This window comes from Herbiconiux dendrobii, from assembly GCF_052048175.1.
GTDB lineage: Bacteria > Actinomycetota > Actinomycetes > Actinomycetales > Microbacteriaceae > Herbiconiux.
In genome coordinates, this window is sequence record NZ_JBLZQV010000002.1 from 383308 (window position 1) to 409086 (window position 25779).

Sequence of the window (25779 nt, forward strand, 5' to 3'; positions counted from 1 at the left end):
CGGCGCATGAGTGCTGCGGTGGCCGCCGTCGACCTCGGGGCTACCAGCGGGCGGGTGATGCTCGGGTACGTGGGGCATGACGAGCTGCGGCTCGTACCGGTGGCGCGGTTCCCGAACAACCCGGTGCGAATCGTCGACGGTCTGCACTGGAACATCCTCGAGCTGTACCGCAACGTGACCACCGGGCTCGCCTCGGCGGTGCGCGAAGAACCCGACATCCGCAGCATCGCGGTCGACTCCTGGGCCGTCGACTACGCGCTGCTCCGGGGCCACCGGATGCTCGGCAACCCGTTCCATTACCGCGACGACCGCAACACGGCCGGTGTCGAGGCCACCCACGCCCTCGTCTCCCCCGCCGAGCTGTACGCGGCGAACGGCCTGCAGTTCCTGCCGTTCAACACCGTCTACCAGCTGGCCGCCGAGCGGCTGGCCGGCTCGCTGGACGGGGCCGACTCACTGCTGCTGATCCCCGACCTGGTGAACTTCTGGCTCACCGGCGCCCGGCGTGCCGAGCAGACGAACGCCTCCACGACGGGACTGCTGAACGTGCACGGCGGCGGCTGGGACGAGTCGCTGATCGAGCGCCTCGGACTGCCGCTCGGCATCCTGCCCGAGATCGTCTCGCCCGGCTCGACGGTCGGCACGCTGCTGCCGCAGGTGGCCGCCGAGATCGGCGCACCGGCGTCGCTCGCGGTCAGCGCCGTCGGCTCGCACGACACCGCGAGCGCGGTGGTGGCCGTGCCGGCTGCCGACCAGGACTTCGCCTACATCTCCAGCGGAACCTGGTCGCTCGTGGGCGTCGAGCTCGAGCATCCGGTGGTCTCGGAGGCCGGCCGGGCGGCGGGCTTCACGAACGAGGGCGGCGTCGACGGCCGCATCCGCTTTCTGCAGAACGTCTCGGGGCTGTGGCTGCTGAGCGAATCGGTGCGCACCTGGGAGCGCGGCGGGGAGAGCATCGACCTGCCGACCCTGATCGCGCAGGCCGCGGCGGTGACCACACCGGTGCCGGTGTTCGATGCGGGCGACCCGGCCTTCGTGGCCCCGGGTGACATGCCGGCGCGGATCGCCCAGTGGTGCACCGAGCGCGGGCTCACCCCGCCGGCCAGCCGGGCCGAGTTCGCCCGCAGCATCCTGGAGAGCCTGGCCGAGGCCTATGCCCGCTCGCTCGAGGCCGCCGCCGAGCTCGCGGGCACGCGCATCCGGGTCATCCACGTGGTGGGCGGCGGGTCGCAGAACGCCCTGCTGTGCCAGCTGACCGCCGACCGCACCGGGCTTCCCGTGCTCGCCGGGCCGATGGAGGCCACCGCGATCGGCAACGTGCTCGTGCAGGCGCGCGCCCAGGGACTGGTGGCGGGCGACTCCTCGCTCGAGTCGCTGCGGGCGATCGTGGCGAAGACCTTCACGCCCGTGCGGTACGAACCGGCCACGCGCTGACCGCACGGGCGCGGCATCCGGTGCCCAGCGCTCGTGGAGGGTGCACCCAGGTTCCGAGTGGCGCAATCGTGTCAGAATGGCCACGCTGGGCCCCTACACAGCGGATGCCACGGAAGGTGCGAGTCACACGGTCATGGGACGCGAACTGAACATCGTCAGCTACAACCTGCGCGAGCACCACGCCAGCGGCGAACTGCGCGACTTGGCGCGGCTGTACGACATCGACGTGATGTGCCTGCAGGAGTGCGACACGAACGACATGCCGGAGCGGATCGAGCACCTCGTGCTGGCCGACTCCACCAAGACCAACCGGCTGGGCCTGGCGATCTACTACCGCGAGTCCCGCTTCCGGCTCGAGGCCACCCGCGTGTTCGCGCTGCGCAAGTCGATGCACGACCGCGTGATGGCACCGGCGCACGAGCGCCTGCTCGCGGCGAAGCTGTTCGACCACGAGATCGGCAGGGAGATCCTGGTGGGCGACTTCCACGCCGCGCCCCTCACGGCCACCAACTCGCTGCGCCGCAAGCAGATCGCGGCCGCCCACAGCGCCCTGCGCATCATGGGGCCGGGCCTGCCGACCGTCATGCTCGGCGACTACAACTACCCCTGGTTCCGGGCGAACCTCAGCGAGCGGATGGAGCAGTCGGGCTACCTGCTGTCGTTCAGCGACAAGCCCACCTACGCGCGTTTCAAGTACTTCAAGGGCCACTTCGACTTCGTCACGAGCGCGCACACCCGCATCGACTCGATCGACACCCTCCCCCAGGGCGAGAGCGACCACCTGCCGATCCTGGTGCGCGCCGGCGTCGAGGACTGACCTCCCCCCCCCGGCGTCTCGCGTCAGTCGCGGTTGTAGCCGGTGCGGCCGCCGGGGCCGTAGACGATGATCGCCACGATCGGCACGGCCAGCCAGACCACCCACGACCACGAGAACCCTCCCGGCACGAAGAAGCCGAGCCCGAGGAAGATCACCAGCGCCAGGATGGGCGTGATGGCCACGAGGGTGACGCCCGCGGCGCCCCCGAGTGGACGGGCGCGGGTGTAGGTCTCGCGCGGGACGGCGGCGCCTCCGTACGGAGCGGATGCCGGAGGGGTCGCGAAGCCGGCCGGCGCGGCCGACGGGTCGTGGTGCACGGTGGCGGGCAGGTCGCTGAACAGCGGGGCGAGATCGCCGCGGGTGACGGCCGTGCGGGCCGAGGCCGTGCGCTCGGAGAGCTCGTCGGTGGTGATGCGGCCGTCGGCGTGGGCGCGCGACAGCGAGGCGACCGCGGCGTCACGGTCGGCGTTGCTGAGGCGCAGGCTGGACTGGCTGGGGTCGGTGTAATCCGTCATGCCCCCAACTCTGCCGCATCGCGGGCGCACGGGGAAGAACGGATGCCGCGGCCGGCTCTGGTCGCGACCGGCGTCGCTCTGCTACTGTGGTCTGACCACATGGTCTGACCACATGCGACTCGACGAGGAGGGTCCGATGAGTGCGCTGTCCGCGGCATCCGTTCCCCTCGACACGGCCCGCGCCTGGGAGACCGTGCTGCGCCACGTCGAGGCGCAGCTGATGGCGGGCATGCTGAAGCCCGGCGACCACCTGCCGGCCGAACGCACCCTCGCCGCCGAGCTCGGCGTCGGCCGCTCCTCGGTGCGGGAGGCCATCCGCGTGCTCGAGGTGCTCGGTCTCATCCGCACGCAGTCCGGGTCGGGGCCGCAGTCGGGCGCCATCATCATCGCCCGGCCCTCGGGTGCGATGTCGGCGCTCGTGCGCCTGCAGGTCGCGGCCCAGGGCTTCGCCGTGCGCGACGTGGTGAAGACGCGGCTCGTGCTGGAGAGTGCGGTCGTGGCCGAGCTCGCCGCCGATCCGCGGGCCGACCTCGCCCCCGCACTCGAACTGCTCGACGCGATGGAGCATCCGGCCGACGGAGCCCTCTCCCGCGACGAGTTCCTCTCACTCGACCAGGCCTTCCACCTCGCCCTCGCAGTGGCCTCCGGCAACGAGGTGATGGCCTCGATGATGGGGGGCCTGCGCGACTCGATCGAGCAGTACGTGCGCGTCGGGGCGTCGCACCTGCCCTCGTGGGAGTCCACCTCCGAGCGCCTGAAGGCGGAGCACCGCGGCATCGTGGGCGCGATCCAGGCGGGCGACGCCGAGGTGGCGCGCACACGCATCCGCGACCACATCCAGAGCTACCACGCCGAGACCGAGGTCACGGCCGCCCCTTCCACCGAAGCCACCGAAGCCACCGAAGCCGCCGGCCGCGTGCCGGCCGACCGATAGGAACCGTCATGGTCCAGCGCCGCATCCCGAAGATCAAAGACCTCGCGCCCTTGATGCAGTTCAAGTCGCCCGAGCTGAACGCGAAGAAGCGCCGGCTCGCCGCCGCGCTCACCATCGACGACCTGCGCACCATCGCCAAGCGCCGCACCCCGAAGGCCGCGTTCGACTACACCGAGGGCGCGGCCGAGGCCGAGCTCTCGCTGGCCCGCGCGCGCCAGGCCTTCCAGGACATCCAGTTCAACCCGGCCATCCTGCGCGACGTCTCGACGGTGAACACCGGATGGGACGTGCTCGGCGCCCCCGTCTCACTGCCCTTCGGCATCGCGCCCACGGGCTTCACCCGGATGATGCAGACCGAGGGCGAGATCGCCGGAGCGGGCGCGGCCGGCGCCGCGGGCATCCCGTTCTCGCTCTCGACCATGGGCACCACGGCCATCGAGGACGTGAAGGCGGTGAACCCCACGGGCCGCAACTGGTTCCAGCTCTACATGTGGAAGGACCGCCCGCGCTCGATGGCGCTCGTCGAGCGGGCCGCGGCGGCCGGCTTCGACACCCTGCTCGTGACGGTCGACGTGCCCGTGGCCGGCGCACGCCTGCGTGACAAGCGCAACGGCTTCTCGATCCCCCCGCAGCTCACGCCCGGCACCGTCATCAACGCGCTGCCCCGGCCGGAGTGGTGGATCAACTTCCTCACCACCGAGCCGCTCGCCTTCGCGTCGCTCGACCGCTGGTCGGGCACCGTGGGCGAACTGCTCGACTCGATGTTCGACCCCACCGTCACCTTCGAAGACCTCGAGTGGATCAAGGCGCAGTGGCCCGGCAAGCTCGTGGTGAAGGGCGTGCAGAGCCTCGACGACGCCCGCCGACTGGCAGAGCTCGGCGTCGACGGCATCACCCTCTCCAACCACGGCGGACGCCAGCTCGACCGCGCCCCCATCCCCTTCCACCTGCTGCCGGATGTGGCACGCGAGTACGGCAAGGACATGGAGATCCACCTCGACACCGGCATCATGTCGGGTGCCGACATCGTGGCATCCGTCGCCCTCGGCGCCCGGTTCACCCTGGTGGGCCGCGCCTACCTCTACGGGCTGATGGCCGGCGGCCGCGAGGGTGTCGACCGGATGATCGGCATCCTGGGCGAGCAGATCACCCGCACCATGCGCCTGCTCGGCGTGAACTCCCTCGAGGAGCTGAATCCCTCGCACGTGACGCAGCTCGAGCGCCTCGTCCCTCGCGCCGTGGCCCCCGCCGCCGTGCACGCCGCAGCAGCCGCGCCCGCGCGCAAGGCACCGGCGCGCAAGCCCGCCGTCACGGCGTGAGCTCTCGCCGACCCGTCACCGAGCAGTCCGCGGCCGAGCTCGAGCGGGTCGCCGCGGGCTAGGCGACGGGCTTCTCGCCCCCGAACGGGTGCCATTTTCTCCGAACCCGGGTTATCCTCCACGCAGAGCTTCTGCACTTGGGAGTCGTGCACACAGTCACCGCGGCGCTCGGCCGCGGCCGGAACGGGGAGAATCCATGAAGAACGAACACACCGACGATGTCACCAGCACGGATTCCTCCGGGGTCCCGCGCCGCACCGTCATCGCGGCCGCCGCGTGGGCCGCACCGGTGATCGCGGTCGCCGCGGCCACGCCGCTGGCGGCCGCCTCGGGCCAGTTCCCGGATGCGCAGAGCACCGCGGTGCTCGGCAACACCTCGCCGAACGCGGGTACGAGCGCCACCTACAACTTCTTCTCGCAGGTCGAAGACGCCGACGGCAACTACGAGAACGGCGGATCGTACAAGGCGGGCTGGTACATCCTGATCGCCGGCAACGGCTCGGGCTACGCCAGCATCGGCAACCTGGTGGGCCTCGTCGCCACCAGCACGCCCGGCCGCTACCTCGTCACCGACGAGGCGGACTTCGTGCGCTTCCGCATCAACGGCTTCACCTACACCGCGGCGCCCGGCATCGTCACGGCCACCATCTACACGCCGGGCGGAGTCAGCCGCGGCGGCATCGTGATCGACGTGCAGCAGGTCTAGCGCGCCGTTCCGGGCCTGCCCGCCCCGCGCTCAGGCGTCGGCGGCGAGCAGGCCCTTGCGGTGCAGCACCAGGGCGAGCACGCCGGCCACCACGGCCGGCACCGCCCCCGAGACGACCATGCCGAGGTGCGGCCCCGCCTGCTCCACGAACGCACCCATGATCGGGCCGCCGATCGCCTGGCCGCCGAGCAGCACCAGCAGGTAGAGGGCCATCACGCGGCCGCGCACGGCCATGTTGGTCGACATCTGCACGAGCGCATTGGCGGCGGTGATGAACAGCAGCCAGCCGAGGCCCAGCACCACGAGGCCCACGCCGAACGCCGTCTCGCCCGGCATCAGCCCGGCGAGCGCCTGCGCGAGACCGTACAGTCCCGCGAACAGCACCACCGTGCGCAGCCGCACGGTGCGGCGCCGGGTGGAGAGTATGGCGCCGGTCAGCGCCCCGATCGCCACGAGCGAGTTGAACAGCCCGTAGCCGCCGGCCCCGGTGGCGAACACGTCGTCGGCGTAGGCCGCGAGCAGCACCGGCAGGTTCTGCGCGAACACGGCCAGCACGCCGAGCAGCACGAGCGTGTACAGGATGGCGGGCTTGCCCACGGCGTACCGGATGCCCTCGCGCAGCTGCCCCTTCGCGCGGGCAGCCCGCGGGGCCGGATGCAGCTCGGCCGCGTTCATCCGGGTCAGGGCCACCACCACGAGCGCGCAGGCGATCGCGTTGATGCCGAACGACCAGCCGGCGCCGACGGCCACCAGCAGGGCACCGCTGAGCGCGGGCCCGAGCAGGGCGCCGATCTGGAACGTCGAGGAGTTCAGGCTGATGGCGTTCCGCAGCAGTCCCGGCCCCACCAGCTCGTTCGTGAACACCTGCCGCGCCGGGTTGTCGATCACGGTGATGAAGCCGAGCACCACCGCCACCACGTACACGTGCCAGACCTGGATGGCGCCGGTGAGCGAGAGCACGGCGAGCGTCGCGCTGGTGAGCACCGAGGCGCTCTGCGTGATCATCAGCAGCGTGCGCTTGGGGTAGCGGTCGACGATCACGCCGCCCACCATCCCGAACACGAGCATCGGCGCGAACTGCAGCGCCGTGGTGATGCCCACGGTGACGACGCTGCCGGAGAGCTGCAGCACCAGCCAGTCCTGCGCGATCCGCTGCATCCAGAGGGCGGTGAGGGCGACCAGGCTGGTGGCGGCGAAGATGCGGTAGTTGCGCACCGTGAGCGAGAGGAAGGTGTGCTTCCACGGCGGGGCCGAGCTGAGGACGGTGATGGGTTCGGTGGCGGGCGAGGGGGCGGAGAGCGTGGTCACGTATGGAGTTTCCGGTTGCGTATGGAGTCTTCTTCTCCTTCGACGGTACCGGCGCGAGTGGCATTGACTGTCATAATCATCGCTATAAGTGGTATTGGTTTTTCGAATGATGGAGGAGTGGATGTTCGATCCCGCCCTGCTCGCCACCTTCCTCGCCGTGGCCGAGACGCACAGTTTCACCCGCGCCGCCGAGCAGCTCGGCCTGAGCCAGCCGACGGTCAGCCAGCAGGTGCGCAAGCTCGAGAACGCGGCCGGCCGGGTGCTGATCAGCCGCGACACCCGCGAGGTGGCGCTCACCGACAACGGCGACGCGATGGCCGGCTTCGCGCGCACCATCCTGGCCGCGAACGCCGCCGCCTCGAGCTACTTCACCGGATCGGCGATGCGCGGCCGTCTGCGTTTCGGCGCCGCCGACGACCTCGCGGCCACCCAGCTGCCGCGCATCCTGAGGCATTTCCGCCAGCTGCACCCGCAGATCAACCTCGAGCTCACCGTCAACCAGAGCGTGCCGCTGTACCGGCGGCTGAAGGCCGGGCACCTCGACCTGATCTTCATCAAGCAGATCCCGGATGCCGCCGACAGCGCCATCCCGGAGACCGGCACCATCGTGCGCCGCGACACCCTGGTGTGGATGGCCGAGGAGCGTACGCTGATCGAGCCCGGCGATCCGGTGCCGCTGATCGCCTACCAGGCGCCCTCGATCAGCCGGCAGCTCGCCATCGACGCCCTGGAATCGGCCGGCCGCACCTGGCGGATCACCTGCAACACCCGCGAGGTGAACGGGCTGCTCGCGGCGGTGCGGGCCGGGATCGGCATCGCGCCGCATCCGCACACCCTCATCCCCGACGACCTGGTGAAGGTGAGCAACCGCTTCTCGCTGCCGGATCTCGGTGAGGTCGACTTCACGCTGCTGTCCAACCCGGCGGCGCCGGCGGAGCCGATCGAGGCGTTGAAGTCGGCCATCCTGGGGCGGGCGCTCAGCCGCACCTCGTGAGCGGGCGGCCTCACCTCCCTCGGGGGCGTCCGCTCAGTGGCAGCTCCCTGGGGGCAGCCGCTCAGTAGCAACTCCCTGGAGCGTCCGATCAGTCGACGTCGGACAGGTGCGGCGGGTTCGCGCCGGCGCGCGAGACCGTGATGGCCGCGCAACGCACCGCGAAGGCACCGATGCGCTCGAGGGCATCGGCGTCGATAACGGATGCCGTGCGCACCTCGTGCGGGGTCGCCCCCGCCTCGAGCAGACCGGCGAGCTGTGCGATCAGCGCGCTCATGAAGGAGTCACCGGCGCCGATGGTGTCGATGACGTCGACCCGCACGCCGGCGACGGCCACCCGATCACGTCGGGTGGCGAGCAGGGCCCCTTCGCCGCCGCGGGTGACGGCCACGAGCGCCGGCCCGAGGTCGAGGATGCGGTCGATCACCTCGTCGAGGCCGAGGCCGGGGTACAGCCAGGCCGCGTCTTCGTCGCTGAGCTTCAGCACGGCGGCGAAGGCGGCGATCTCGGCGAACCGGGCGTAGGCATCCGGATGCTCGCCCACGAGTGCGGGCCGGATGTTCGGGTCGAAGGTGATCAGCACCTCCGGGCCGATCGCGCGCAGCAGTTCGACCACCGCGGAGCCGCCCGGCTCCACGAAGGCGCCGAGCGACCCCGTGTGCACGATGCCCGAGGTGGGCGCGGGGAGGCCGTCGGGCAGCGACCAGCGCAGGTCGAAGGAGTAGTCGGCCGATCCGTCGGTCTGGATGTGGGCGGTGGCCGAGGAGGTGGGCTCGTCGCGGAACGACAACGGATCCACGGTGACGCCAGACGCCTCGACGTGCTCCACAATGGCCTGGCCGCGGGCATCCGGACCCACCGCGGTGAGCAGCGTGGCCGGCACGTCGAGCCGGGCGGCGCCGACGGCGATGTTCATCGGCGATCCGCCGGGGTGCTCGACCAGGATCGGTGAGCCGTCGTGGTCGGGTGCGTCGACCACGTCGACGAGCGATTCGCCGATGGCCAGGAGGCGGATGATCATCGTCGATCCTCTCGGGTCGGTGCCGCGCGGGTTCGCCCCAGCCTAGAGGAGTTCCCCCTCGCCGACCCGTCACTTTCTCCCTGTTTGGCGCCCCGATAACGGGACTGAGTGACGGCTCGGCGGGTCGCGGTGGTGGGGTGGGGCGGGACGAGACTCGGGGGGCGGGCGGATCGGGCGCACGCCGGGGGTGCTGCGGGGCGCGGGCGGTGGGGCGTCGTAGCCTGATGCGATGCCCCACGATCCTCTCGCCGAGCGCTTCGGCGCCGACCGCTACGGCAGCGATGTGCTGGCCGACTACAACCGCCGCGCCAAGCCGGTCGAGCTGCCGGCCGTCGAGGCCGTGTTCGACCTCGTGGTCGAAGAGGTGGCGAGCGACTTCTGCGGCAGCGTCACCCGCGTGGAGGGCCGCACGGTGGAGCTGGAGGATCGGCACGGCAAGCGCCGCATCTTCCCGCTCGGTGCCGGTTTTCTGCTCGAGGGGCGGCCGGTGCGCCTGGTGCACCCGAAGGCCGCCGCGCCGACGGGGCCGAAGCGCACGGCCTCCGGGTCGGTCGCCGCTCCGCTGGAGCGGGCTCGCGTCGCCCGGCCGAGCCGCATCTACGTCGAGGGGCGGCACGACGCCGAGCTGGTCGAGAAGGTGTGGGGAGACGACCTGCGCGGCGAGGGCGTGGTGGTGGAGTACCTCGAGGGCGTCGACGACCTGGATGCCGTGGTGCGCGAGTTCGCCCCCACCCGCGAACGTCGCATCGGCGTGCTGGTCGACCATCTCGTGGCGGGGTCGAAGGAGAGCCGGATCGCGGACGCCGTGGCGCGCGGACCCTACGGCGCAAACGTGCTCGTGGTCGGGCATCCATTCATCGACATCTGGCAGGCCGTGACGCCCAAGGCGCTCGGCATCCGCGCCTGGCCTGTGATCCCCCGCGGCACCGAGTGGAAGCACGGCATCTGCGAGGCCTTCGGCTGGCCGCACGAGGAACAAGCCGACATCGCCCGGGCCTGGAAGAGCATCCTCTCCCGGGTGTCGACCTACACCGACCTCGAACCGGTGCTGCTCGGCCGGGTCGAGCAGCTGATCGACTTCGTCACCGAACCCGCCTGACCCCCGGCCCTCCTGACGGGTCGCGAGGAGGTCAGTCGTCGCCGAGCAGGATAGCGGCGGCGGCGATCATCTCGAGCATCCGCTCGCGCATGTGGCCGATGTGCTTCTTGACGGCCGGCTCGATGGCGGCGAAGTCGCCGGCCACCATGGCGTTGTAGAGCTCGTCGTACTCCTCGGCGCAGGAACGGAGCCGGCTCTGCATGCTCGCGGCGCGCAGCCAGAAACGCTGGATGCGCCGGCGCGTCTCGCGCACCGTCTCGGCCACCAGCACATTGCCCGAGAGAGCGTTCGCGTAGCGGTGGAAGAGCTGGTCGGCGAGCGCCCAGGCGGCGCGGTCGTCGTTCGCCGCCGCCTTGTACATGTCGTCGACGTAGCCCTTGAGCTTCTTCGCCTCGTCGTCGGTCAGGGTGGAGGCGGCCTTACAGCAGATGTAGGTGTCGAGAACCTCGAGCAGATCGCAGGCGTCGTTCACCTCGGTGGCGGTGAGCTGGGAGACGGTAAAGCGCGCGTTGTCGGTGCGCTTGACCAGGCCCTCCTTCTCGAGTCGCTGCAGCGCCTCCCGCACCGGGGTGCGGCTGATGCCGAGCTGGCCGGCGAGCCGGTTCTCGCTCAACGGCGACCCGGAGCGGAGCCGGAACCCCGTGATCTCGGCCAACAGCCATTCGTACGCATCGTCGACGCGCGAACCCGCCTCGGTGGAAACGGCCATCATCACCTCCCCTCAGCGCCGGATGTGCTCTTCGGCGCTCCCATTTTCCGATTGTAACGGCATGTATACGACGGCGCATGCACCCGACCGGCGGTCGGTGCCGCAGCCGTCTCGCGGGGCGTCGCCGTGCCGGTTCGCACGCGGTATCCGGCGTTTGCCGCCATCGCTCAGGCGAATCACGCGGGGCGGGGCGAAGCACGCAAGAATCGGGCGTACGATCGCGGGATGGACGCTTTGGACCACCGCATCATCGACCTGCTCAAGATCAACTCCCGGAGCGGATACGGCGACATCGGGCAGGTCATCGGCCTCTCCGCCTCGGCCGTCAAACGCCGCATCGACCGCCTGGTGGCCGACAACGTGATCACCGGGTTCACCATCCAGCTGAACCCCGCCCTCGACGGCACCGTCACCGAGGCCTACGTCGAGCTGTTCTGCCGCGGCACGGTCGCCCCGGCGGAGCTGAAGCGCATCCTCTCCGGCGTTCCCGAGGTCGTCGACGCCGGCACCGTCACGGGCAGCGCCGACGCGATCGTGCACATCCGCTCGCGCGACATCCCGAGCCTCGAGGATGCGCTGGAACGGGTGCGGATCGCCCCGAACGTCGACCACACCCGCAGCGCCATCGTGCTGTCGAACCTGATCCGGCGGTAGCGGGCGTGGTGGAGATCGCCATCGACCTGCAGCCGGACGCCGCCACGCCGCCGTTCGAGCAGATCCGCGCGCGGATCCGCGATGCGATCGCGTCGGGTGAGCTGGCGGCGGGCGCGAAACTGCCCACCGTGCGCGCCCTGGCGGCCGAGCTGGGCGTGGCAGTCAACACCGTGGCCCGCTCGTACCGCGAACTCGAGACGGATGCCCTGATCGAGACCCGCGGCCGCCTCGGCTCGTTCGTGGCCGCCTCCGGCTCACCGGCGCAGCGCGAGCTGCAGGCCGCGGCACGCGCCTATGCCGACCGTGCCGCGAGTCTGGGAGTGACGGCCGACGAGGCCCTCAGGCTGGTGGCAGCAGCCCTCGGGTGAGCGCACTCGGGTTGCCGAAACGATGGTTCGTGATGCTGATCGACTGCTCCACCACGAAGGGCAGCAACTCGATCCGCCCGGCCTGCGTCACCTCGCCGGCGTGCACGGCGACCTCCGCCGACCCGCCGAGCGCCTCGGCCAGAGCGTGGGCGTCGCCACCGATCAGCCGGATGCGCGACACCTGACCGACGAGATCGCCGGCGCGCTTCACGAATGCCGCATCCTTCTCGATCACGACCCGGACGCCGCGCTCCTTCAGCAGTGCCCGCAACGGCCTCGGCAGCTTGAGCGCCGAGCTCACGGTCATCGCCGAACGCGCGAGTGTGCCCGCCGCGAGCACCCGCACCAGTTCATGCAGCGGCCGCCCTTCCGACAGGCGCAGCTGCACGGGCACCGAGACGTAACGCAACACGTTCGACTCGATCCCGAGTGCCGACTCGTCGCGCGCGACGAACGTGGTCTCCCAGGCCGCCTGATCGCTCTTGGCTCCACGCCGCGCGACGTCGAAATCACTCCACTCGAGCCCACCGGTGGAGGCCTCGAGCAGCGCCACGACCCGCGCATCGAGCCCGGCGAGACTGAGGCCCTCGCTCGGCGCGCCCGGCTCGTCGTGCCACGAGCCGAGGTGCACGAGGTAGTTCGGGCCTCCCGCCTTGGCTCCGGCGCCGACCGACGAGCGCTTCCAGCCCCCGAAGGGCTGCCGGCGCACGATCGCTCCGGTGATGCCGCGGTTGACGTAGAGGTTGCCGGCCTGCACGGTCGCCAGCCAGAGCTCGATCTCGGCCGCGTCGAGCGATTGGAGACCCGCCGTGAGCCCGTACGGCACGGCGTTCTGCAGCTCGATCGCCTTCTCCAGGGTGGGAGCGTGCAGGATGCCGAGAACCGGCCCGAAGTACTCGGTGAGGTGGAACGGGGTTCCCGGCAGCACACCGTCGCGCACCCCCGGCGACCAGAGCCGGCCGGAGTCGTCGAGTTGCTTCGGCTCGACCAGCCAGCGCTCTCCGGAGCCCAGGGTCGTGAGCGCCTCGGCCAGCTTGCCCGCCGCCGGTTCGATCAGCGGGCCCACCTGCACGGAGGGGTCGTCGGGATACCCCACCCGCAGTGAGCTCACCGCATCCACCAGCTGACGGGTGAACCGCTTGGACTGGCCGGCCGAGCCGACCAGGATGACCAGGCTCGCCGCCGAGCACTTCTGCCCGGCGTGGCCGAAGGCGCTCGACACGATGTCGGCCACCGCGAGATCGAGGTCGGCACTCGGCGTGACCACGATCGCGTTCTTGCCGCTGGTCTCGGCCAGCAGGGGGAGGTCGGGCCGCCAGGAGCGGAACAGCTCCGCCGTCTCGTAGGCGCCGGTGAGGATGACCCGGTCGACCCGCTCGTCGGCGATCAGCTGCTGCCCCAGCTCCCCTTCGTCGAGGTCGACGAGCACCAGGAGGTCGCGGGGGATGCCCGACTCCCAGAGCGCCTCGGCGAGCACCGCCGCCGAACGCTTGGACTGCGGCGCCGGCTTGAGGATGACCGCGCTGCCGGCCGCGAGCGCGGCGAGCGCCGACCCGGCCGGGATGGCCACGGGGAAGTTCCAGGGCGGCGCCACCACGGTGAGCTTCGAGGGCACGAAGGCCGCGCCGTCGACCGCATCCAGCTCCACGGCGGTGTGGGCGTAGTACCGGGCGAAGTCGATCGCCTCGCTGACCTCCGGATCGGCCTGGTCGATCGTCTTGCCGGTCTCGGCGGCCATCACCTCGATCAGGCGGTCGCGGTCGGCCTCGAGCGCGTAGCCGGCCCGGCGGATGAACCCGGCCCGCTCGGACGCCGGCCGCGCGCCCCACGCGGTGCCGGCCTCGACCGCTCCGGCGATCACGGCCTCCAGCGCATCGGGGTCGGAGACGAGGGCGGCCTCGATGGTCTCGGTGCCGAGAGCCGACCCCGGAACCCGCGCGAGGATGCGCGCCCCCCAGGCCCGGTTCACCGCGAGGGAGGGATCGGTGTCGGCGGTGTTCTCGAAGAGGGCACCCGCGGGCTCGATCTCGCCGGCCAGCCGGTCTTGCCGGCGGTTGGGCTCGGGCACGGTCTCCGGATCGGCCTCGAGCGCGGCCAGCGAGGCCAGGAAGCGGTCGCGCTCCTTCTCGAAGGCGGCGGGCGAGTCGGCGAGGTCGAACACCGAGGAGAGGAAGTTCTCGCTGCCGGCGTTCTCCTCCAGCCGCCGCACCAGGTAGCCGATCGCCACGTCGAACTCGGCCGGGGACACGACGGGCGTGTACAGCAGCAGCTGCCCGACGGTCTTGCGCACGGCCTCCGCCTGCGCGGTCGCCATACCGAGCAGCATCTCGAACTCGACCGCCTCGGTGACACCGCGCCGGCCCGCCAGCAGCCAGGCCCAGGCCACGTCGAAGAGGTTGTGACCGGCGACACCGATCCGCACCGCATCCGTGTGCTCGGGGCGCAGCGCCCAGTCGAGCACCCGCTTGTAATTGGTGTCGGTCTCCTGCTTCGAGCCGTACGGGGCCTGCGGCCAGCCGTGCAGCACGGCGTCGACGTGCTCGAGCGCGAGGTTGGCGCCCTTCACCACGCGCACCTTGATGGGAGCGCCGCCGCGCGCCCGGCGCTCGGCGGCCCAGGCGTGCAGCCGCTGGAGGGCGCCGAGGGCATCGGGCAGGTAGGCCTGCAGCACGATGCCGGCCTCGTAGTCGAGCAGGTCGGGCTCGTCGAGGATGCGCTGGAAGACCGCGATGGTCAGATCGAGATCGCGGTACTCCTCCATGTCGAGGTTGATGAACTTGCGGCGCGAGCCGTGGCCCCCGGTCTCCAGACCGAGGATGCCGCGCTGGGCCGCGATCCGGTACAGCGGCATGAGGGTCTGCGCGATCTCCTCGACCGTGCGGTCGAAGCCCCACAGCGAGAGCTCGCCCACCACCGACGAGACCTTGACGGAGACGTAGTCGACCTCGGGGCGCTGCAGCAGCTCCTTCGTGCCCTCCAGGCGCTTGGCCGCCTCGCGATCGCCGAGCACCGCCTCGCCGAGCAGATTGATGTTCAGCCGCACGGCATCCCCGCCCGACTTCTCGCGCAACGCCTTCACCGCCGGCCCGAACTTCGAGGGCCGGGCGTCGACGATGAGGTGACCCACCATCGACCGCAGCACCGTCCGGGCGGCCGGCACCACCACCCCGGGCACCACCTCGCCCAGCGTGCCGCCCGCGGTGACCGCGGCGCGGAGGTACCACGCCAGGAACTGCGGCGTCTTCTTGGCCAGCAGCGCCAGGTTCTTGCCGGCCGCCGACACGTCTTCGGGGCGCGCGACGCCATCGACGAACCCCACCGTGAACGCCAGCCCGTCGGGGTCTTTCAGCACGCCCGCCAGCCGCGCGGCCGAGGGATCGACCGCCGCATCTCGGCTCTCGTCGAGCCAGCGACGGGCCAGCTCCACCGACTCGCCGGCCAGATCGGTCGCCGCGGATTCGGGGGTGGTGTCGTTCAGCTCGGCCATTCTTCGAGAATAGGTCGTGGGGGTGCCGACTAGGCTCATGCCATGCGAGCTGTGGACAACTTGCGACCTGTGGAGAATTTCGACGTCGTGGTCGTCGGAGGCGGCCACAACGGGCTCGTCGCCGCCGCCTACCTCGCCAAGGCCGGCCGGAGTGTCTGCGTGCTCGAACGCCTGGACGAGGTCGGTGGTGCCGCGGTCTCCTCATATGCCTTTGCCGGCATGGACGCGAAACTGTCCCGCTATTCCTACCTCGTCAGCCTGCTCCCGGGGCGCGTCATTGAGGAGCTGGGCCTGCGGATCGAGCTCCGCCGCCGCCGTTACTCCTCCTACACCCCTCTTCCCGGCACCGACCGTGGCCTGCTGATCGATCGCGACGACGCCCGGGCGACCCGCGCATCCTTCGCCTCGATCGACGCCGACTCCGACGCCGAGGCCCTCGTCGCCTTCGGTGCCGAGCTCTCCCGGCTGGCCGCCGCCTTCTGGCCGACCCTGCTCGAACCGCTGCCCACGCGCAGCGAGGCCCGGCGGATGCTCGGCGACGACGAGCTCTGGCGCGCTTTCATCGAGCGCCCCGTCGGCGAGGCCATCCGCAGCCGCTTCGCGAACGACCTCGTGCGCGGGGTCGTGGCCACGGACGCCCTGATCGGCACCTTCGCCTCCCTCGACGACGACTCGCTGCGGCAGAACATCTGCCTGCTCTACCACGTGATCGGCGGCGGCACGGGCGACTGGGACGTGCCCGTCGGCGGCATGGGCGCGGTCAGCGGCGAGCTGAGGCGCGCCGCCGAGCGGGCCGGCGCGCAGATCCGCACGGGCGCCGAGGTCACCTCCGTCGACCCCGATGGCCGGGTGACCTATCGCACGGCCGAGGGCGAGTCCCGCCTCGAGGGCGCGGCGATCCTCGCGAACGTGGCGCCCTCGGTGCTGGAGCGACTCCTGGGCGAGGCGGGAGAGCAGACGACGGGCGAGCGGATGCCCGAGGGCGCCCAGGTGAAGGTCAACCTCCTGCTGTCCCGGCTCCCGCGCCTGCTCGACGCCGCGGTGAGGCCGGAGGCGGCCTTCGGTGGCACCTTCCACATCAACGAGACGGCGACCCAGCTGGAGCGTGCGTTCGAGCAGGCGGCCACCGGCGCGGTGCCCGACCCGCTCCCCGCCGAGATCTACTGCCACTCCCTGACCGACCCGAGCATCCTCTCGCCCGAGCTGGCGGCATCCGGCGCCCACACCCTGACCGTCTTCGGACTGCACACACCCCATCGCCTCGGGGCCGGCGCGTCCGAGCTGCAGGCCGCCGTGCTCGCTTCGCTGAACAGCGTGCTGGCGGAACCGATCGAGCCGCTGCTGCTGCGCGACGCCCACGGCGAGCCCTGCATCGAGACGAAGACCACGGCCGACCTGGAGAGCGCTCTCGGACTGCCGGGCGGCAACATCTTCCATGGCGCCCTCGACTGGCCCTTCCTCGACGACGACGAGCCGCGCACGACCCCCGCCGAGCGCTGGGGTGTCGCCACCCGGCATCCGCGCATCCTGCTCTGCGGATCGGGCTCACGCCGCGGTGGGGCGGTCTCGGGCCTCGGCGGTCACAGCGCCGCGATGGCCCTGCTGGAAGACGGACTCGACCGCGACTAGGCGGAGCCGGTCGGGAAGCGGACCGCACACCTCGTCGGAGCGCTCAGCTCCAGACGCTCGGGGCGGCGGCCCGGCTCGGCGGCAGCTGCGCATCCGCACCCCACTGCCGCACCCAGTCCGGGAGCGCGGCGGAGTCCGGTGAGGTGCCGGCCAGGCCGACGAGTTCGTCGACGGTGACCGTGCCGCCGCTGCGCTTGAGGAAGCGCGCACGGATGTAGGCCTGCGCGAAGATCTCCCCCTCCACCACGAAGCGCTGCTCGACGTAGATCGCCTTGGTGTCGAAGCCCAGCACCCGGGTCTGCACGTCGAAGCGCTGCCACAGCTGCAGCGAGCGCCGGAAGCTGATGGTCTCCGACACCACCACCGGGTACCAGCCCACCGCCTGCAGCCGTCTCCACATGCCGCTGCGCACCATCAGGTCCAGGCGCGCGATGTCGAGGATGGAGAGGTAGACGCCGTTGTTCATGTGCCTCAGCACGTCCAGATCCGTCGGCAGCACGCGGAACGGCGTCGACGCGACGTCCCACATGCCCAGCCGCGAGCGGAACCGCGAACGCCAGGACTGGAAGAGGGTTCGGAGGAAGAAATGCACGAGCCCGATCGTAGGGTTCGGCATCCGGGAGCGAAAAGACGTGTGCGGATGTCTACAAGACGGACGGCCGATCGCGGGCGGGCACCGCAGTCGCGCCGACTAAGATCGCCGGGTGGCCGTGCCGAAGATCATCCTCTACTACGTGTTCGCGCCGGTGGCCGATCCCGAGGCCGTGCGGCTCTGGCAGCGCGATCTGTGCGAGTCGCTCGGGCTGCGCGGCCGCATCCTGCTCTCCTCCCAGGGCATCAACGGCACGCTCGGCGGCGAGCTGGACGCGGTCAAGCGCTACCTGCGCAAGACCCGCGAGTTCGCCCCCTTCGCCGGCCTGGACGCCAAGTGGAGCGAGGGCACGGGGCTCGAGCCCGAGCCGGCCTCGCGGCATACCGTCTACCGCCCCAGCACCGATTTCCCGCGCCTGAGCGTGAAGGTGCGCGAAGAGATCGTGAGCTTCGGTGCGCCCGATGAACTGCGCGTCGACGCGCAGGGTGTGGTGGGCGGCGGCGTGAAGCTGCAGCCCGAGCAGCTGCACGAGCTGGTCGACGAGGTGGCGGCTCGCGGCGATGAGGTGGTGTTCTTCGACGGCCGCAACGCCTTCGAGGCCGAGATCGGCCGGTTCCGCGGCGCGGTGGTGCCGGATGTCGCCACCACCCGCGACTTCGTCGCCGAGCTCGACAGCGGGCGGTACGACCACCTCAAAGACCGGCCGGTGGTGACGTACTGCACGGGCGGCATCCGCTGCGAGGTGCTCTCCTCGTTGATGAGCGCGCGCGGCTTCCGCGAGGTGTACCAGCTCGACGGCGGCATCGTGCGCTACGGCGAGACCTATGGCGACAAGGGCCTCTGGGAGGGGTCGCTGTACGTCTTCGACGCCCGCGGATCGATCGCCTTCTCCCCCGGCGCGGCCGTGATCGGCCACTGCGTGCGCTGCGGGAGCGCGACCTCGCGCCTGCAGAACTGCGCCGAGCCGTCGTGCCGGTCGCAGCTCGTGGTGTGCGAGGCGTGCGCGGGTGACTCCTCCCCCATCGGATGCTCGGAGCACGTCCCGGCCTGACTCCCCGGCCCGACTCCGCGGCCGGAACCATCCCCAGGAGGTCCCGCCGCACCCTCGGCACCGTAGGCTCGGCGCATGACCAGCCATGAGCTCATCCACGACCGCGCCGACGAGCTGCTCGCGCTGCACCACGCCCCCCGCATCCTCACGCTCGTGAACGTGTGGGATGTCGCGAGCGCCGCCGCGATCGCCGCCCTCCCCGAGACGAAGGCGCTGGCCACCGCGAGCCACGCGATCGCCGCGTCGTACGGATTCGACGACGGCGAGCGCATTCCGGTCGACCTGATGATCGAGGCCGTCGGCCGCATCGCGCTGTCCACGACCCTGCCCGTCACGGCCGACCTCGAGGCCGGCTACGGCGACCCGGGCGAGACGGTGCGGAGGGCGATCGGCGTGGGCGTGGTCGGCGCGAACCTCGAAGACGGCCTGCGGCCGCACATCGAGTCGGTCGAGAACGTGGCCGAGGTGATGAAGGCCGCCGAGGCCGAGGGCGTGCGCTTCGTGCTGAACGCCCGCACGGATGCGCTGCTGCGACGCGGAGACCGGCCGCTCGACGACGCGATCGAGGACGCCATCGAGCGGGGTCGCGCCTACCTCGACGCGGGGGCCGCCTGCGTCTTCGTGCCGGGGCCGATCGACCGCGGCCTCGCCGAGCGGCTGGTGGAGGGCCTCGGCGAGCGCCGGGTGAGCGTGATCGGCGGGCCCGGATCGCTCACCCCGGCCGAGTACGAACGGCTCGGCATCGCGCGCATCTCCTACGGTCCCTGGCCGCAGCGGGCGGCGCTCACCGCGCTGCAGGACGCCGCGCTCGGGCTCTACGCGGGAGGCGGGCTGCCCGAGGGCACGCGCACCGTCAGCTGAGCCGGCCGAGCAGGCGCTTCGCCTCCCGACGCTGCCGGCGGGCCTCCCGGCGCTCCACCGCCCGGCGGTGCGAGAACTTGCGGGCCTCGGTGCCCGAGAGCGCGAGCAGCACCAGCACGTCGAAGGAGAGCCCCACCAGGTTCGTCTGCAGGGTGATCTGGGGGCCTCCGTTGATGAAGTCGAGCGCGGTGACGAGCACGGCCGCGGCGCTGATGCCCATCCCGGCGAAGCGCGCCCAGTTGTGGCCGTGGTAGATCAGGAAGGCGAGCACGGAGTACAGCGCGCTGATCAGCAGGGCGACCGAGACGAACAGAGCGGCCACCAGCGAGGCCAGGAAGTGCGCGTCGGCGGGGGTGAGCGCCCCGGTGAGGGTGCGAAGGTCGAGTTCGCCGTCGCCGATCGAGAAGGCCACCACCGCGGCGGCGCCGAGCGCCGACAGCACGCGCAGCACCATCAGCAGCACGCCGAGGTAGATCGAGGCCGGGCGGCGGCGCCCGGCGATCGGCGTCTCGGAGAAGACCGCGGAGGGGGTGGGCGCCACCGTGGGCTCCAGAGGCGTCGCCGCCCCGTCGACATCCGTCTCCACCTCGATCTCGCGCAGGTCGACCACCGGCAGGTCGCCGTCGGTGGTGATGGCGTCGCCGCCGCCGTTCACGTGGTGGTAGCCGGTTGAGAAGTTGCGGATCAGCTCCACCGAGGCCCGGTCGTTCGCCTCGATCAGCGTCGAGACGATGTGGTCGCGCTCCTTGTCGGTCTCCTTGTCGATGCGGTGCGTCACCTGCAGGGTGAAGAACGAGATGCCGATGCTGCGGTCGTAGGTGCCGGCCGCCAGCCAGTCGGCCGTGTGCCCGCCGGGCAGCAGCCAGCCCTGGGGGCAGCGCCAGAAGCGCACGTGGTGCCGCTTGGAGGGATTGCCCGACACCTCCTGCTGATAGGTGAAGTCCTGCACGTTGCCGAAGAGGTAGAGCCGGGAGACGGGGGCACCCGGGTAGCTGCGCCGCAGCAGCGTTCCACGCACGGTGCGCAGCGCCGAGGTCAGGCCCATGTCGTCGGCGGTGTGCCAGCCGGCCCGGATCATGGCCGCGTGGATCTGCTGTTCCTCGCCCCGGAAGGCGACGTTCACCGGGTCGCCGAGCAGACCCTCTCGGGTCTTCGCGCGGCCGATGAAGTAGTCGGGAACGTAGAACAGGGTCAGGATGCTGTGCACCCGCGGGAGCAGCAGATAGGCCACCACGAGCCAGAACACGAGCAGGAACCAGAGCTGCTGCCAGCCGCGCGCGAACGACTCCGTGACCACGAGGTACGCCAGCCAGGCGGCCGAGAGTGTGCCCACCAGGAAGAAGGCGCTGTCGACGACGAGTCCGACCGAGCCCCGGAAGGTGCGACGGCGAATGTGCTCGACGAGGCTGGCCTCCTCGAGATCGTCGAGCGAGGGCTCCACGCTCTCGGCCATCGAAGGCATCCTTTCGTCCCTGCGATTCTCGCAGCTTCGCCTGAATGCTGTGACAAGTCGCGACCGCCACCCTAGGCTGGAAAGACGGCCACCACCGCCGTACCCCCCTCCGGACACCGACAGGACACGATCCATGCCCACCGGCGTACCCATCGAATTCGCTCACCTGACGAAGACGTTCGGCTCCGTCGACGCCGTCTCCGACCTCAGCCTCACGGTCGAACCCGGTCAGGTCACCGGGTTCCTCGGGCCCAACGGCGCCGGCAAGACCACGTCGCTCCGGATGCTGCTCGGCCTCGTGCGCCCCACCTCCGGCACGGCGACCTTCGGCGGCACGCCCTACGCGGAGCTCGACTCCCCGCTGGCCACCGTGGGCGCCTCCCTGGAGGCCGCGAGCTTCCACCCGGGCCGATCCGCCCGCAATCATCTCGCCGTCTACGCGCAGGCCGCGGGCCTGCCCAAGACCGCTCCGGATGCGGCGCTGGAGAAGGTGGGACTCTCCGGCTACGCCGATCGCCGGGTGGGCGGCTACTCCCTGGGCATGCGCCAGCGGCTGGGCCTCGCCTTCGCCCTGCTCGGCGACCCGGCGGTGCTCGTGCTCGACGAGCCGATCAACGGCCTCGACCCCGAGGGCATCAAGTGGATCCGCCTGCTGCTGCGCGGCATGGCCGCCGAGGGCCGCACGGTGCTGATCAGCTCGCACCTGCTGAGCGAGGTGCAGCAGACCGTCGACGAGGTGATCATCATCACCCACGGCACGCTCGTGCACCGCGGCGAGCTCTCCAGCCTCGACGTCTCCGACTCGAAGCAGGTGCAGGTGAACGCCGACGACCGCGACCGGCTGGCCGAGGTCGTCCGCTCGGCCGGCTACACGGTCGCGTCGCTGCGCTCGGGGGTGCTGGTGGAGAACGCCGAGGCCGCCGAGATCGGCCGGCTCGCCTTCGACGCGGGCATACCGCTCACGGCCCTCTCGCAGAAGCGCACGGGCCTGGAGGAATCCTTCCTCGCCCTGGTCGGAGAGGAGGGCGCGCTGTGAAGCTCGTCGCGGCCATCCGATCGGAACTCACGAAAGTTCTCAGCACGCGCCTGTGGTGGGTGCTCGCGATCATCATGGTCGGCTACGTGGCGCTCTGCGCCGGCGGCCTCGCGGCCATCCTGAGCGGGGTCGGCACGCGGGCCGGCGGGCCGGTCGTGCCCGAGGCCCAGCTGCCACTGCTCATCTACAGCTTCGCCACCTCGGTGGGCTACGTCTTCCCGGTACTCTTCGGCGCCCTCGCGGTCACCAGCGAGTTCCGCTTCCAGTCGCTCACGCCCACCTTCCTCGCTCAGCCGCGCCGGGTGGTGGCCCTGAGCGGCAAGTTCATCACGATGCTGCTGGTGGGTGCCGTGTTCGGCGTGATCGCGCTGCTGGCCTCGATGGGTGCCGGTGCGGGCGTCCTCGCGGGGTTCGGCGTGGATCCGCTGCTCGGCGAGCCCGAGATCTGGGCCTTCGTCGGGCGATCGGTGCTGGCGATGGCGCTCTGGGCCGTGATCGGCGTCGGCCTCGGCACCCTGGTGCCCAGCCAGGTCGCCGCGATCGTGATCGTGCTGGCGTTCACGCAGTTCCTCGAGCCGCTGCTGCGGTTCGGCTCGAGCATCACCGACTGGTCGGCGCAGCTGGGCCAGTTCCTGCCGGGTGCGGCCAGCGACGCCCTGGTGGGGTCGAGCATCTTCTTGATCGCCACGCCCGCGGGCACCGGTCTGGAGTGGTGGCAGGGCGGGCTCGTGCTCGCCGGCATCGCGGTGGTGGCCACGGTGATCGGCTACGTCACCAGCTGGCGCCGCGACGTGTCGTGAGCCGGTCGCGGGGCTAGCGTGGAGAGCGGATCCGTTCCGCATCCGCCCTCTGTTCGAGGAAGCACGTCCGACGAAGGAGAAGCCGTGGCCGACGCACTCGTGGTGACCGAGAAGGGATCGAGGGCGCAGCTGCTCGAGATCGACGAGCGGGAGTTCTTCGACGGCACCGGCGGCGACCAGGCCGTCGATCTCGACGTGCTGTTCTCCGGCATCAACTACAAGGACGGCCTGGCACTGCTCGGCCGCCCGGGCGTCGTGCGCGAGTGGCCGTTGGTCGCGGGCATCGACGTGGTGGGCCGGGTCGCGGCCTCCGGTTCACCGCGGTTCGCCGTGGGCGACCTCGTGGTGCTGACCGGTGACGGCATCGGCGAATCCCGGCACGGTGGCCTCGCGACGCGGGCGCGGGTGCGACCGGATGCGCTGATCGCGCTTCCCGACAGCATCTCTGCGCAGCGGGCGGCGGCGATCGGAACGGCGGGCTTCACCGCCATGCTCGCCGTGCTGGCGCTCGACGACGCGGGCGTGACTCCGGATGCCGGCGAGGTGCTGGTCACCGGCGCCGCGGGCGGGGTCGGCTCGATCGCGGTGTCCCTCCTCGCGTCGCGCGGCTACACGGTCGTGGCATCCACGGGCCGGGTGCAGGAGCAGGGCGGGTATCTCACCGGGCTGGGGGCCTCGGAGGTGATCGACCGCGCGCCGCTGGGCGAGGCCGGCAAGCCGCTGCAACGCCAGCGCTGGGCGGGCGCCGTCGACAGCGTGGGCAGCCACACCCTCGCGAACATCCTGGCGCAGACGAACTACGGCGGCACGGTCGTGGCCTGCGGTCTCGCCCAGGGTGGCGACCTGCCGGCCAGCGTGATGCCGTTCATCCTGCGCTCGGTCACCCTCACCGGGGCCAACTCGGTGGAGGCGCCGCTCGCGCTGCGGGAGCGGGCGTGGGCCGCGCTGGCGTCGGAGCTCGACCTCGCGGCGCTCGACTCGATGACCGAGACCGTGCCGCTGAGCGGCGCGCTCGAGGTGGCCGAACGGATCCTCGACGGTCAGGTGCGCGGGCGCACGGTGGTCGATCCGGCGCTCTGAGCTGTTCGGTGCGAAGCTGGTCGGTGCCGCGAGGCGGGTGCCGCCGGGGTCAGTCGATGATCTCGGTGCCCTCCAGCGGCGGCAGCCGCAGGGCGCGCAGCAGCTCGATCGAGTGCGAGGTGGTGATGATCAGCCGCGAGAACTCCTGACCCTCGAGGTCGATCACCACCGAGGTGCGGGTGCCCTTGACGAGCAGGAAGTCTTTGCCGTCGTGGAACTTCCACGTGCCCACCGCCAGGGTGAGCGGGATCGCCGCTCCCGGCGCCCGGATGCCGCGCACCCACACCCACGGGTCGTCGGTGAGCGCGGCCGAGCGGATGCTCTCCAGCGGCACCACGAGGTCGGTGCGGCGCAGCGACAGCACCTTCTCGGCGCGGGTGAGACGGATCTCGAGGCGATCGGTGTGGACGAAGAGAACGGCCATGGTCCTAGTCTGCCGTGGCTTGGCTGAAGAAGGGCAGGGTTTGCATCGGCGGGCGATATAACGATTCGGGAATCTATCGGCGGGCTGCCGCGGCGGCCGCCGCCGCGGCCGGCAGGGCGTCGAGGATCCGCCCGATCGCGGCCTCGTCGTGCGCGGCGGTGACGAACCACGCCTCGTAGACCGAGGGCGGGAGCGAGACCCCGGCGTCGAGCATCGAGTGGAAGAACGGAGCGTAGCGGAACGCCTCCTGCTGCTGCACCTGCGCGTAGTTCCGCGGTGCCACGTCGGAACCGAAGGTGAAGCTGAACAGGTTTCCGGCCCGCTGCACGCTGTGCGCGACCCCGGCCGCCGTGAGCGCCTCCGACACCGCCGAGGAGACGGTGCCGGCCGTGGCGTCCAGCGCGGCGTAGACCGAGGCGTCGGCCAGGCGGAGGGTGGCGAGCCCTGCGGCCACCGCCACCGGATTGCCCGAGAGTGTGCCGGCCTGGTACACCGGGCCGAGCGGCGCGAGGTGGTCCATCACGTCGGCCCGCCCGCCCAGCGCGGCCAGCGGCATCCCGCCGCCCACCACCTTGCCGAAGGTCACGAGGTCGGGCACGTACGCCGGCACGGGAAGCTCGTCCGGAGCATCCTGATGCGGTTCGGCCACCGGGTGACCCGGATTCTCCAGGCCCCACCAGCCCGCGGGGCCCACCCGGAACCCGGTGAGCACCTCGTCGACGATCAGCAGCGAGCCGTGGGCGTGCGCGATGTCGGCGAGAGCCGCGTTGAAGCCGGCCGCCGGCGGCACCACGCCCATGTTGGCCGGCGCCGCCTCGACGATGATGGCGGCGATCTCGTCGCCGCGCGCCGAGAACACCTCGCGCACGGCCCCGAGGTCGTTGTAGGGCAGCACGATCGTGAGGGCGGCCGTGGCGGCGGGGACGCCCGCCGAGGCGGGGAGGGCGAGCGTGGCGAGCCCCGATCCGGCCTCCGCCAGCAGCGAGTCGGAGTGCCCGTGGTAGTGGCCGGCGAACTTGATCAGCACGTCGCGGCCGGTGAACCCGCGGGCCAGCCGGATGGCGGTCATCGTGGCCTCGGTGCCGGTGGAGACGAGGCGGAGTTTCTCGACCGGGTGCACACCGCCGGCCTCCACGCGCCCGCGCACGAGCTCGGCCAGATCGGTCTCGGCCGGCGTCGTGGCGCCGAACGAGAGCCCGCGCGCGGCGGCCTCCTGCACGGCGGACACCACCTCGGGGTGCGCGTGGCCGAGGATGGCGGGGCCCCACGAGCTCACCAGGTCGACGTACTCGACGCCCTCCGAGTCGGTGACATACGGCCCGCGCGCGGAGACCAGGAAGCGGGGGGTGCCGCCCACCGAGCGGAAGGCGCGCACGGGCGAGTTGACGCCGCCCGGGATGGAGCGCTGGGCCCGCTCGAACTGCTCGGCGTTGCTCACGCCGAGCGACGCGGCGGTGGTGGTGTCTGTGACCGCGGTCATGCGGATCCCTG

At 71.4% G+C, this 25779-nt stretch carries 24 protein-coding genes; 15 read left to right on the plus strand and 9 right to left on the minus strand.

The window, feature by feature from the left end:
* Positions 1-6: 6 nt before the first annotated feature.
* On the plus strand, positions 7-1434 hold the full coding sequence (locus ACN4JJ_RS06695) for a rhamnulokinase (protein WP_440709138.1): 1428 nt from the start codon (positions 7-9) through the stop codon (positions 1432-1434).
* A 133-nt stretch (positions 1435-1567) separates the two neighbouring features.
* Positions 1568-2251 carry an endonuclease/exonuclease/phosphatase family protein gene (locus tag ACN4JJ_RS06700; protein WP_440709139.1) on the plus strand — a complete coding sequence of 228 codons (684 nt, stop codon included), beginning with the start codon at positions 1568-1570 and terminating at the stop codon, positions 2249-2251.
* A gap of 23 nt (positions 2252-2274) precedes the next feature.
* Here ACN4JJ_RS06700 and ACN4JJ_RS06705 read toward each other — a convergent pair whose 3' ends face one another.
* Positions 2275-2766, minus strand: a complete 492-nt coding sequence (locus ACN4JJ_RS06705; protein WP_440709140.1) for a DUF1707 SHOCT-like domain-containing protein — start codon at positions 2764-2766, stop codon at positions 2275-2277.
* Positions 2767-2902: 136 nt separating this feature from the next.
* Between ACN4JJ_RS06705 and ACN4JJ_RS06710 the strand changes: the two genes are divergently transcribed.
* From ACN4JJ_RS06710 to ACN4JJ_RS06720, 3 genes are all read left to right on the plus strand, one after another.
* Entirely contained in the window at positions 2903-3700 is a 798-nt protein-coding gene (locus tag ACN4JJ_RS06710; protein WP_440709141.1) for a FadR/GntR family transcriptional regulator, read from the plus strand.
* Positions 3701-3708: 8 nt separating this feature from the next.
* Positions 3709-5019 (plus strand): alpha-hydroxy acid oxidase, encoded by a 1311-nt coding sequence (locus ACN4JJ_RS06715; protein WP_440709142.1) that lies wholly within the window; start codon positions 3709-3711, stop codon positions 5017-5019.
* Positions 5020-5215: 196 nt separating this feature from the next.
* Positions 5216-5725, plus strand: a complete 510-nt coding sequence (locus ACN4JJ_RS06720; RefSeq protein WP_440709143.1) for a hypothetical protein — start codon at positions 5216-5218, stop codon at positions 5723-5725.
* Positions 5726-5755: 30 nt separating this feature from the next.
* Here the strand turns inward: ACN4JJ_RS06720 and ACN4JJ_RS06725 are convergent, their stop codons facing one another.
* Positions 5756-7033 carry an MFS transporter gene (locus ACN4JJ_RS06725; RefSeq protein WP_440709144.1) on the minus strand — a complete coding sequence of 426 codons (1278 nt, stop codon included), beginning with the start codon at positions 7031-7033 and terminating at the stop codon, positions 5756-5758.
* A gap of 121 nt (positions 7034-7154) precedes the next feature.
* On the opposite strand from ACN4JJ_RS06725, the gene ACN4JJ_RS06730 reads away from it, so the two are divergent.
* Positions 7155-8027 carry a LysR substrate-binding domain-containing protein gene (locus ACN4JJ_RS06730; RefSeq protein ID WP_291050144.1) on the plus strand — a complete coding sequence of 291 codons (873 nt, stop codon included), beginning with the start codon at positions 7155-7157 and terminating at the stop codon, positions 8025-8027.
* An 88-nt stretch (positions 8028-8115) separates the two neighbouring features.
* On the opposite strand, the gene ACN4JJ_RS06735 is transcribed toward ACN4JJ_RS06730, so the two are convergent.
* A complete protein-coding gene (locus tag ACN4JJ_RS06735) occupies positions 8116-9045 on the minus strand; it encodes a carbohydrate kinase family protein (protein WP_440709145.1) in 930 nt (309 codons plus the stop codon).
* Positions 9046-9274: 229 nt separating this feature from the next.
* Here ACN4JJ_RS06735 and ACN4JJ_RS06740 point away from each other — a divergent pair, with 229 nt between their 5' ends.
* A complete protein-coding gene (locus tag ACN4JJ_RS06740) occupies positions 9275-10144 on the plus strand; it encodes a DUF3097 domain-containing protein (RefSeq protein WP_440709146.1) in 870 nt (289 codons plus the stop codon).
* 31 nt (positions 10145-10175) lie between these two features.
* On the opposite strand, the gene ACN4JJ_RS06745 is transcribed toward ACN4JJ_RS06740, so the two are convergent.
* Complete coding sequence (locus ACN4JJ_RS06745; RefSeq protein ID WP_440709147.1) at positions 10176-10853, minus strand: GntR family transcriptional regulator; 678 nt, start codon at positions 10851-10853, stop codon at positions 10176-10178.
* 225 nt (positions 10854-11078) lie between these two features.
* Between ACN4JJ_RS06745 and ACN4JJ_RS06750 the strand changes: the two genes are divergently transcribed.
* Together ACN4JJ_RS06750 and ACN4JJ_RS06755 are read left to right on the plus strand one after the other, a co-directional pair.
* Positions 11079-11507 (plus strand): Lrp/AsnC family transcriptional regulator, encoded by a 429-nt coding sequence (locus ACN4JJ_RS06750; protein WP_290804959.1) that lies wholly within the window; start codon positions 11079-11081, stop codon positions 11505-11507.
* Between the two features lie 8 nt (positions 11508-11515).
* Positions 11516-11875 carry a GntR family transcriptional regulator gene (locus tag ACN4JJ_RS06755; protein ID WP_440709148.1) on the plus strand — a complete coding sequence of 120 codons (360 nt, stop codon included), beginning with the start codon at positions 11516-11518 and terminating at the stop codon, positions 11873-11875.
* Here the strand turns inward: ACN4JJ_RS06755 and ACN4JJ_RS06760 are convergent.
* Positions 11847-15362: a bifunctional proline dehydrogenase/L-glutamate gamma-semialdehyde dehydrogenase gene (locus tag ACN4JJ_RS06760; RefSeq protein WP_440709149.1), complete on the minus strand. Its 3516-nt coding sequence runs from the start codon at positions 15360-15362 to the stop codon at positions 11847-11849. The two genes, ACN4JJ_RS06755 and ACN4JJ_RS06760, sit on opposite strands and share 29 nt — an antisense overlap.
* A gap of 42 nt (positions 15363-15404) precedes the next feature.
* Here ACN4JJ_RS06760 and ACN4JJ_RS06765 point away from each other — a divergent pair, with 42 nt between their 5' ends.
* On the plus strand, positions 15405-16991 hold the full coding sequence (locus tag ACN4JJ_RS06765) for a phytoene desaturase family protein (protein ID WP_440709150.1): 1587 nt from the start codon (positions 15405-15407) through the stop codon (positions 16989-16991).
* Positions 16992-17034: 43 nt separating this feature from the next.
* Here the strand turns inward: ACN4JJ_RS06765 and ACN4JJ_RS06770 are convergent, their stop codons facing one another.
* On the minus strand, positions 17035-17607 hold the full coding sequence (locus ACN4JJ_RS06770) for an acyl-CoA thioesterase (RefSeq protein ID WP_440709151.1): 573 nt from the start codon (positions 17605-17607) through the stop codon (positions 17035-17037).
* Positions 17608-17695: 88 nt separating this feature from the next.
* On the opposite strand from ACN4JJ_RS06770, the gene trhO reads away from it, so the two are divergent.
* Both trhO and ACN4JJ_RS06780 read left to right on the plus strand, forming a co-directional pair.
* Positions 17696-18634, plus strand: coding sequence for an oxygen-dependent tRNA uridine(34) hydroxylase TrhO (gene trhO, locus ACN4JJ_RS06775; protein WP_440709152.1), 939 nt, complete (start codon positions 17696-17698; stop codon positions 18632-18634).
* A 75-nt stretch (positions 18635-18709) separates the two neighbouring features.
* The gene (locus tag ACN4JJ_RS06780) at positions 18710-19495 is read left to right on the plus strand and encodes an isocitrate lyase/PEP mutase family protein (RefSeq protein ID WP_440709153.1); all 786 of its coding nucleotides are present in this window, start codon (positions 18710-18712) and stop codon (positions 19493-19495) included.
* On the opposite strand, the gene ACN4JJ_RS06785 is transcribed toward ACN4JJ_RS06780, so the two are convergent.
* Complete coding sequence (locus tag ACN4JJ_RS06785) at positions 19488-20948, minus strand: LssY C-terminal domain-containing protein (protein ID WP_440709154.1); 1461 nt, start codon at positions 20946-20948, stop codon at positions 19488-19490. The genes ACN4JJ_RS06780 and ACN4JJ_RS06785 overlap by 8 nt on opposite strands.
* A 133-nt stretch (positions 20949-21081) precedes the next feature.
* Here ACN4JJ_RS06785 and ACN4JJ_RS06790 point away from each other — a divergent pair, with 133 nt between their 5' ends.
* The 3 genes from ACN4JJ_RS06790 to ACN4JJ_RS06800 all read left to right on the plus strand — a co-directional run bounded on the left by ACN4JJ_RS06790 (position 21082) and on the right by ACN4JJ_RS06800 (position 23864).
* Complete coding sequence (locus ACN4JJ_RS06790; RefSeq protein WP_440709155.1) at positions 21082-21984, plus strand: ABC transporter ATP-binding protein; 903 nt, start codon at positions 21082-21084, stop codon at positions 21982-21984.
* Positions 21981-22784 carry an ABC transporter permease gene (locus ACN4JJ_RS06795; RefSeq protein ID WP_440709156.1) on the plus strand — a complete coding sequence of 268 codons (804 nt, stop codon included), beginning with the start codon at positions 21981-21983 and terminating at the stop codon, positions 22782-22784. Before ACN4JJ_RS06790 ends, ACN4JJ_RS06795 begins: the two co-directional genes overlap by 4 nt.
* An 84-nt stretch (positions 22785-22868) precedes the next feature.
* Positions 22869-23864, plus strand: coding sequence for an MDR family oxidoreductase (locus tag ACN4JJ_RS06800; RefSeq protein ID WP_440709157.1), 996 nt, complete (start codon positions 22869-22871; stop codon positions 23862-23864).
* Between the two features lie 49 nt (positions 23865-23913).
* Here the strand turns inward: ACN4JJ_RS06800 and ACN4JJ_RS06805 are convergent, their stop codons facing one another.
* Both ACN4JJ_RS06805 and hemL read right to left on the minus strand, forming a co-directional pair.
* Positions 23914-24288 (minus strand): hypothetical protein, encoded by a 375-nt coding sequence (locus ACN4JJ_RS06805; protein ID WP_440709158.1) that lies wholly within the window; start codon positions 24286-24288, stop codon positions 23914-23916.
* 73 nt (positions 24289-24361) lie between these two features.
* Positions 24362-25768, minus strand: coding sequence for a glutamate-1-semialdehyde 2,1-aminomutase (gene hemL / locus ACN4JJ_RS06810; protein WP_440709159.1), 1407 nt, complete (start codon positions 25766-25768; stop codon positions 24362-24364).
* Positions 25769-25779 lie beyond the last annotated feature (11 nt).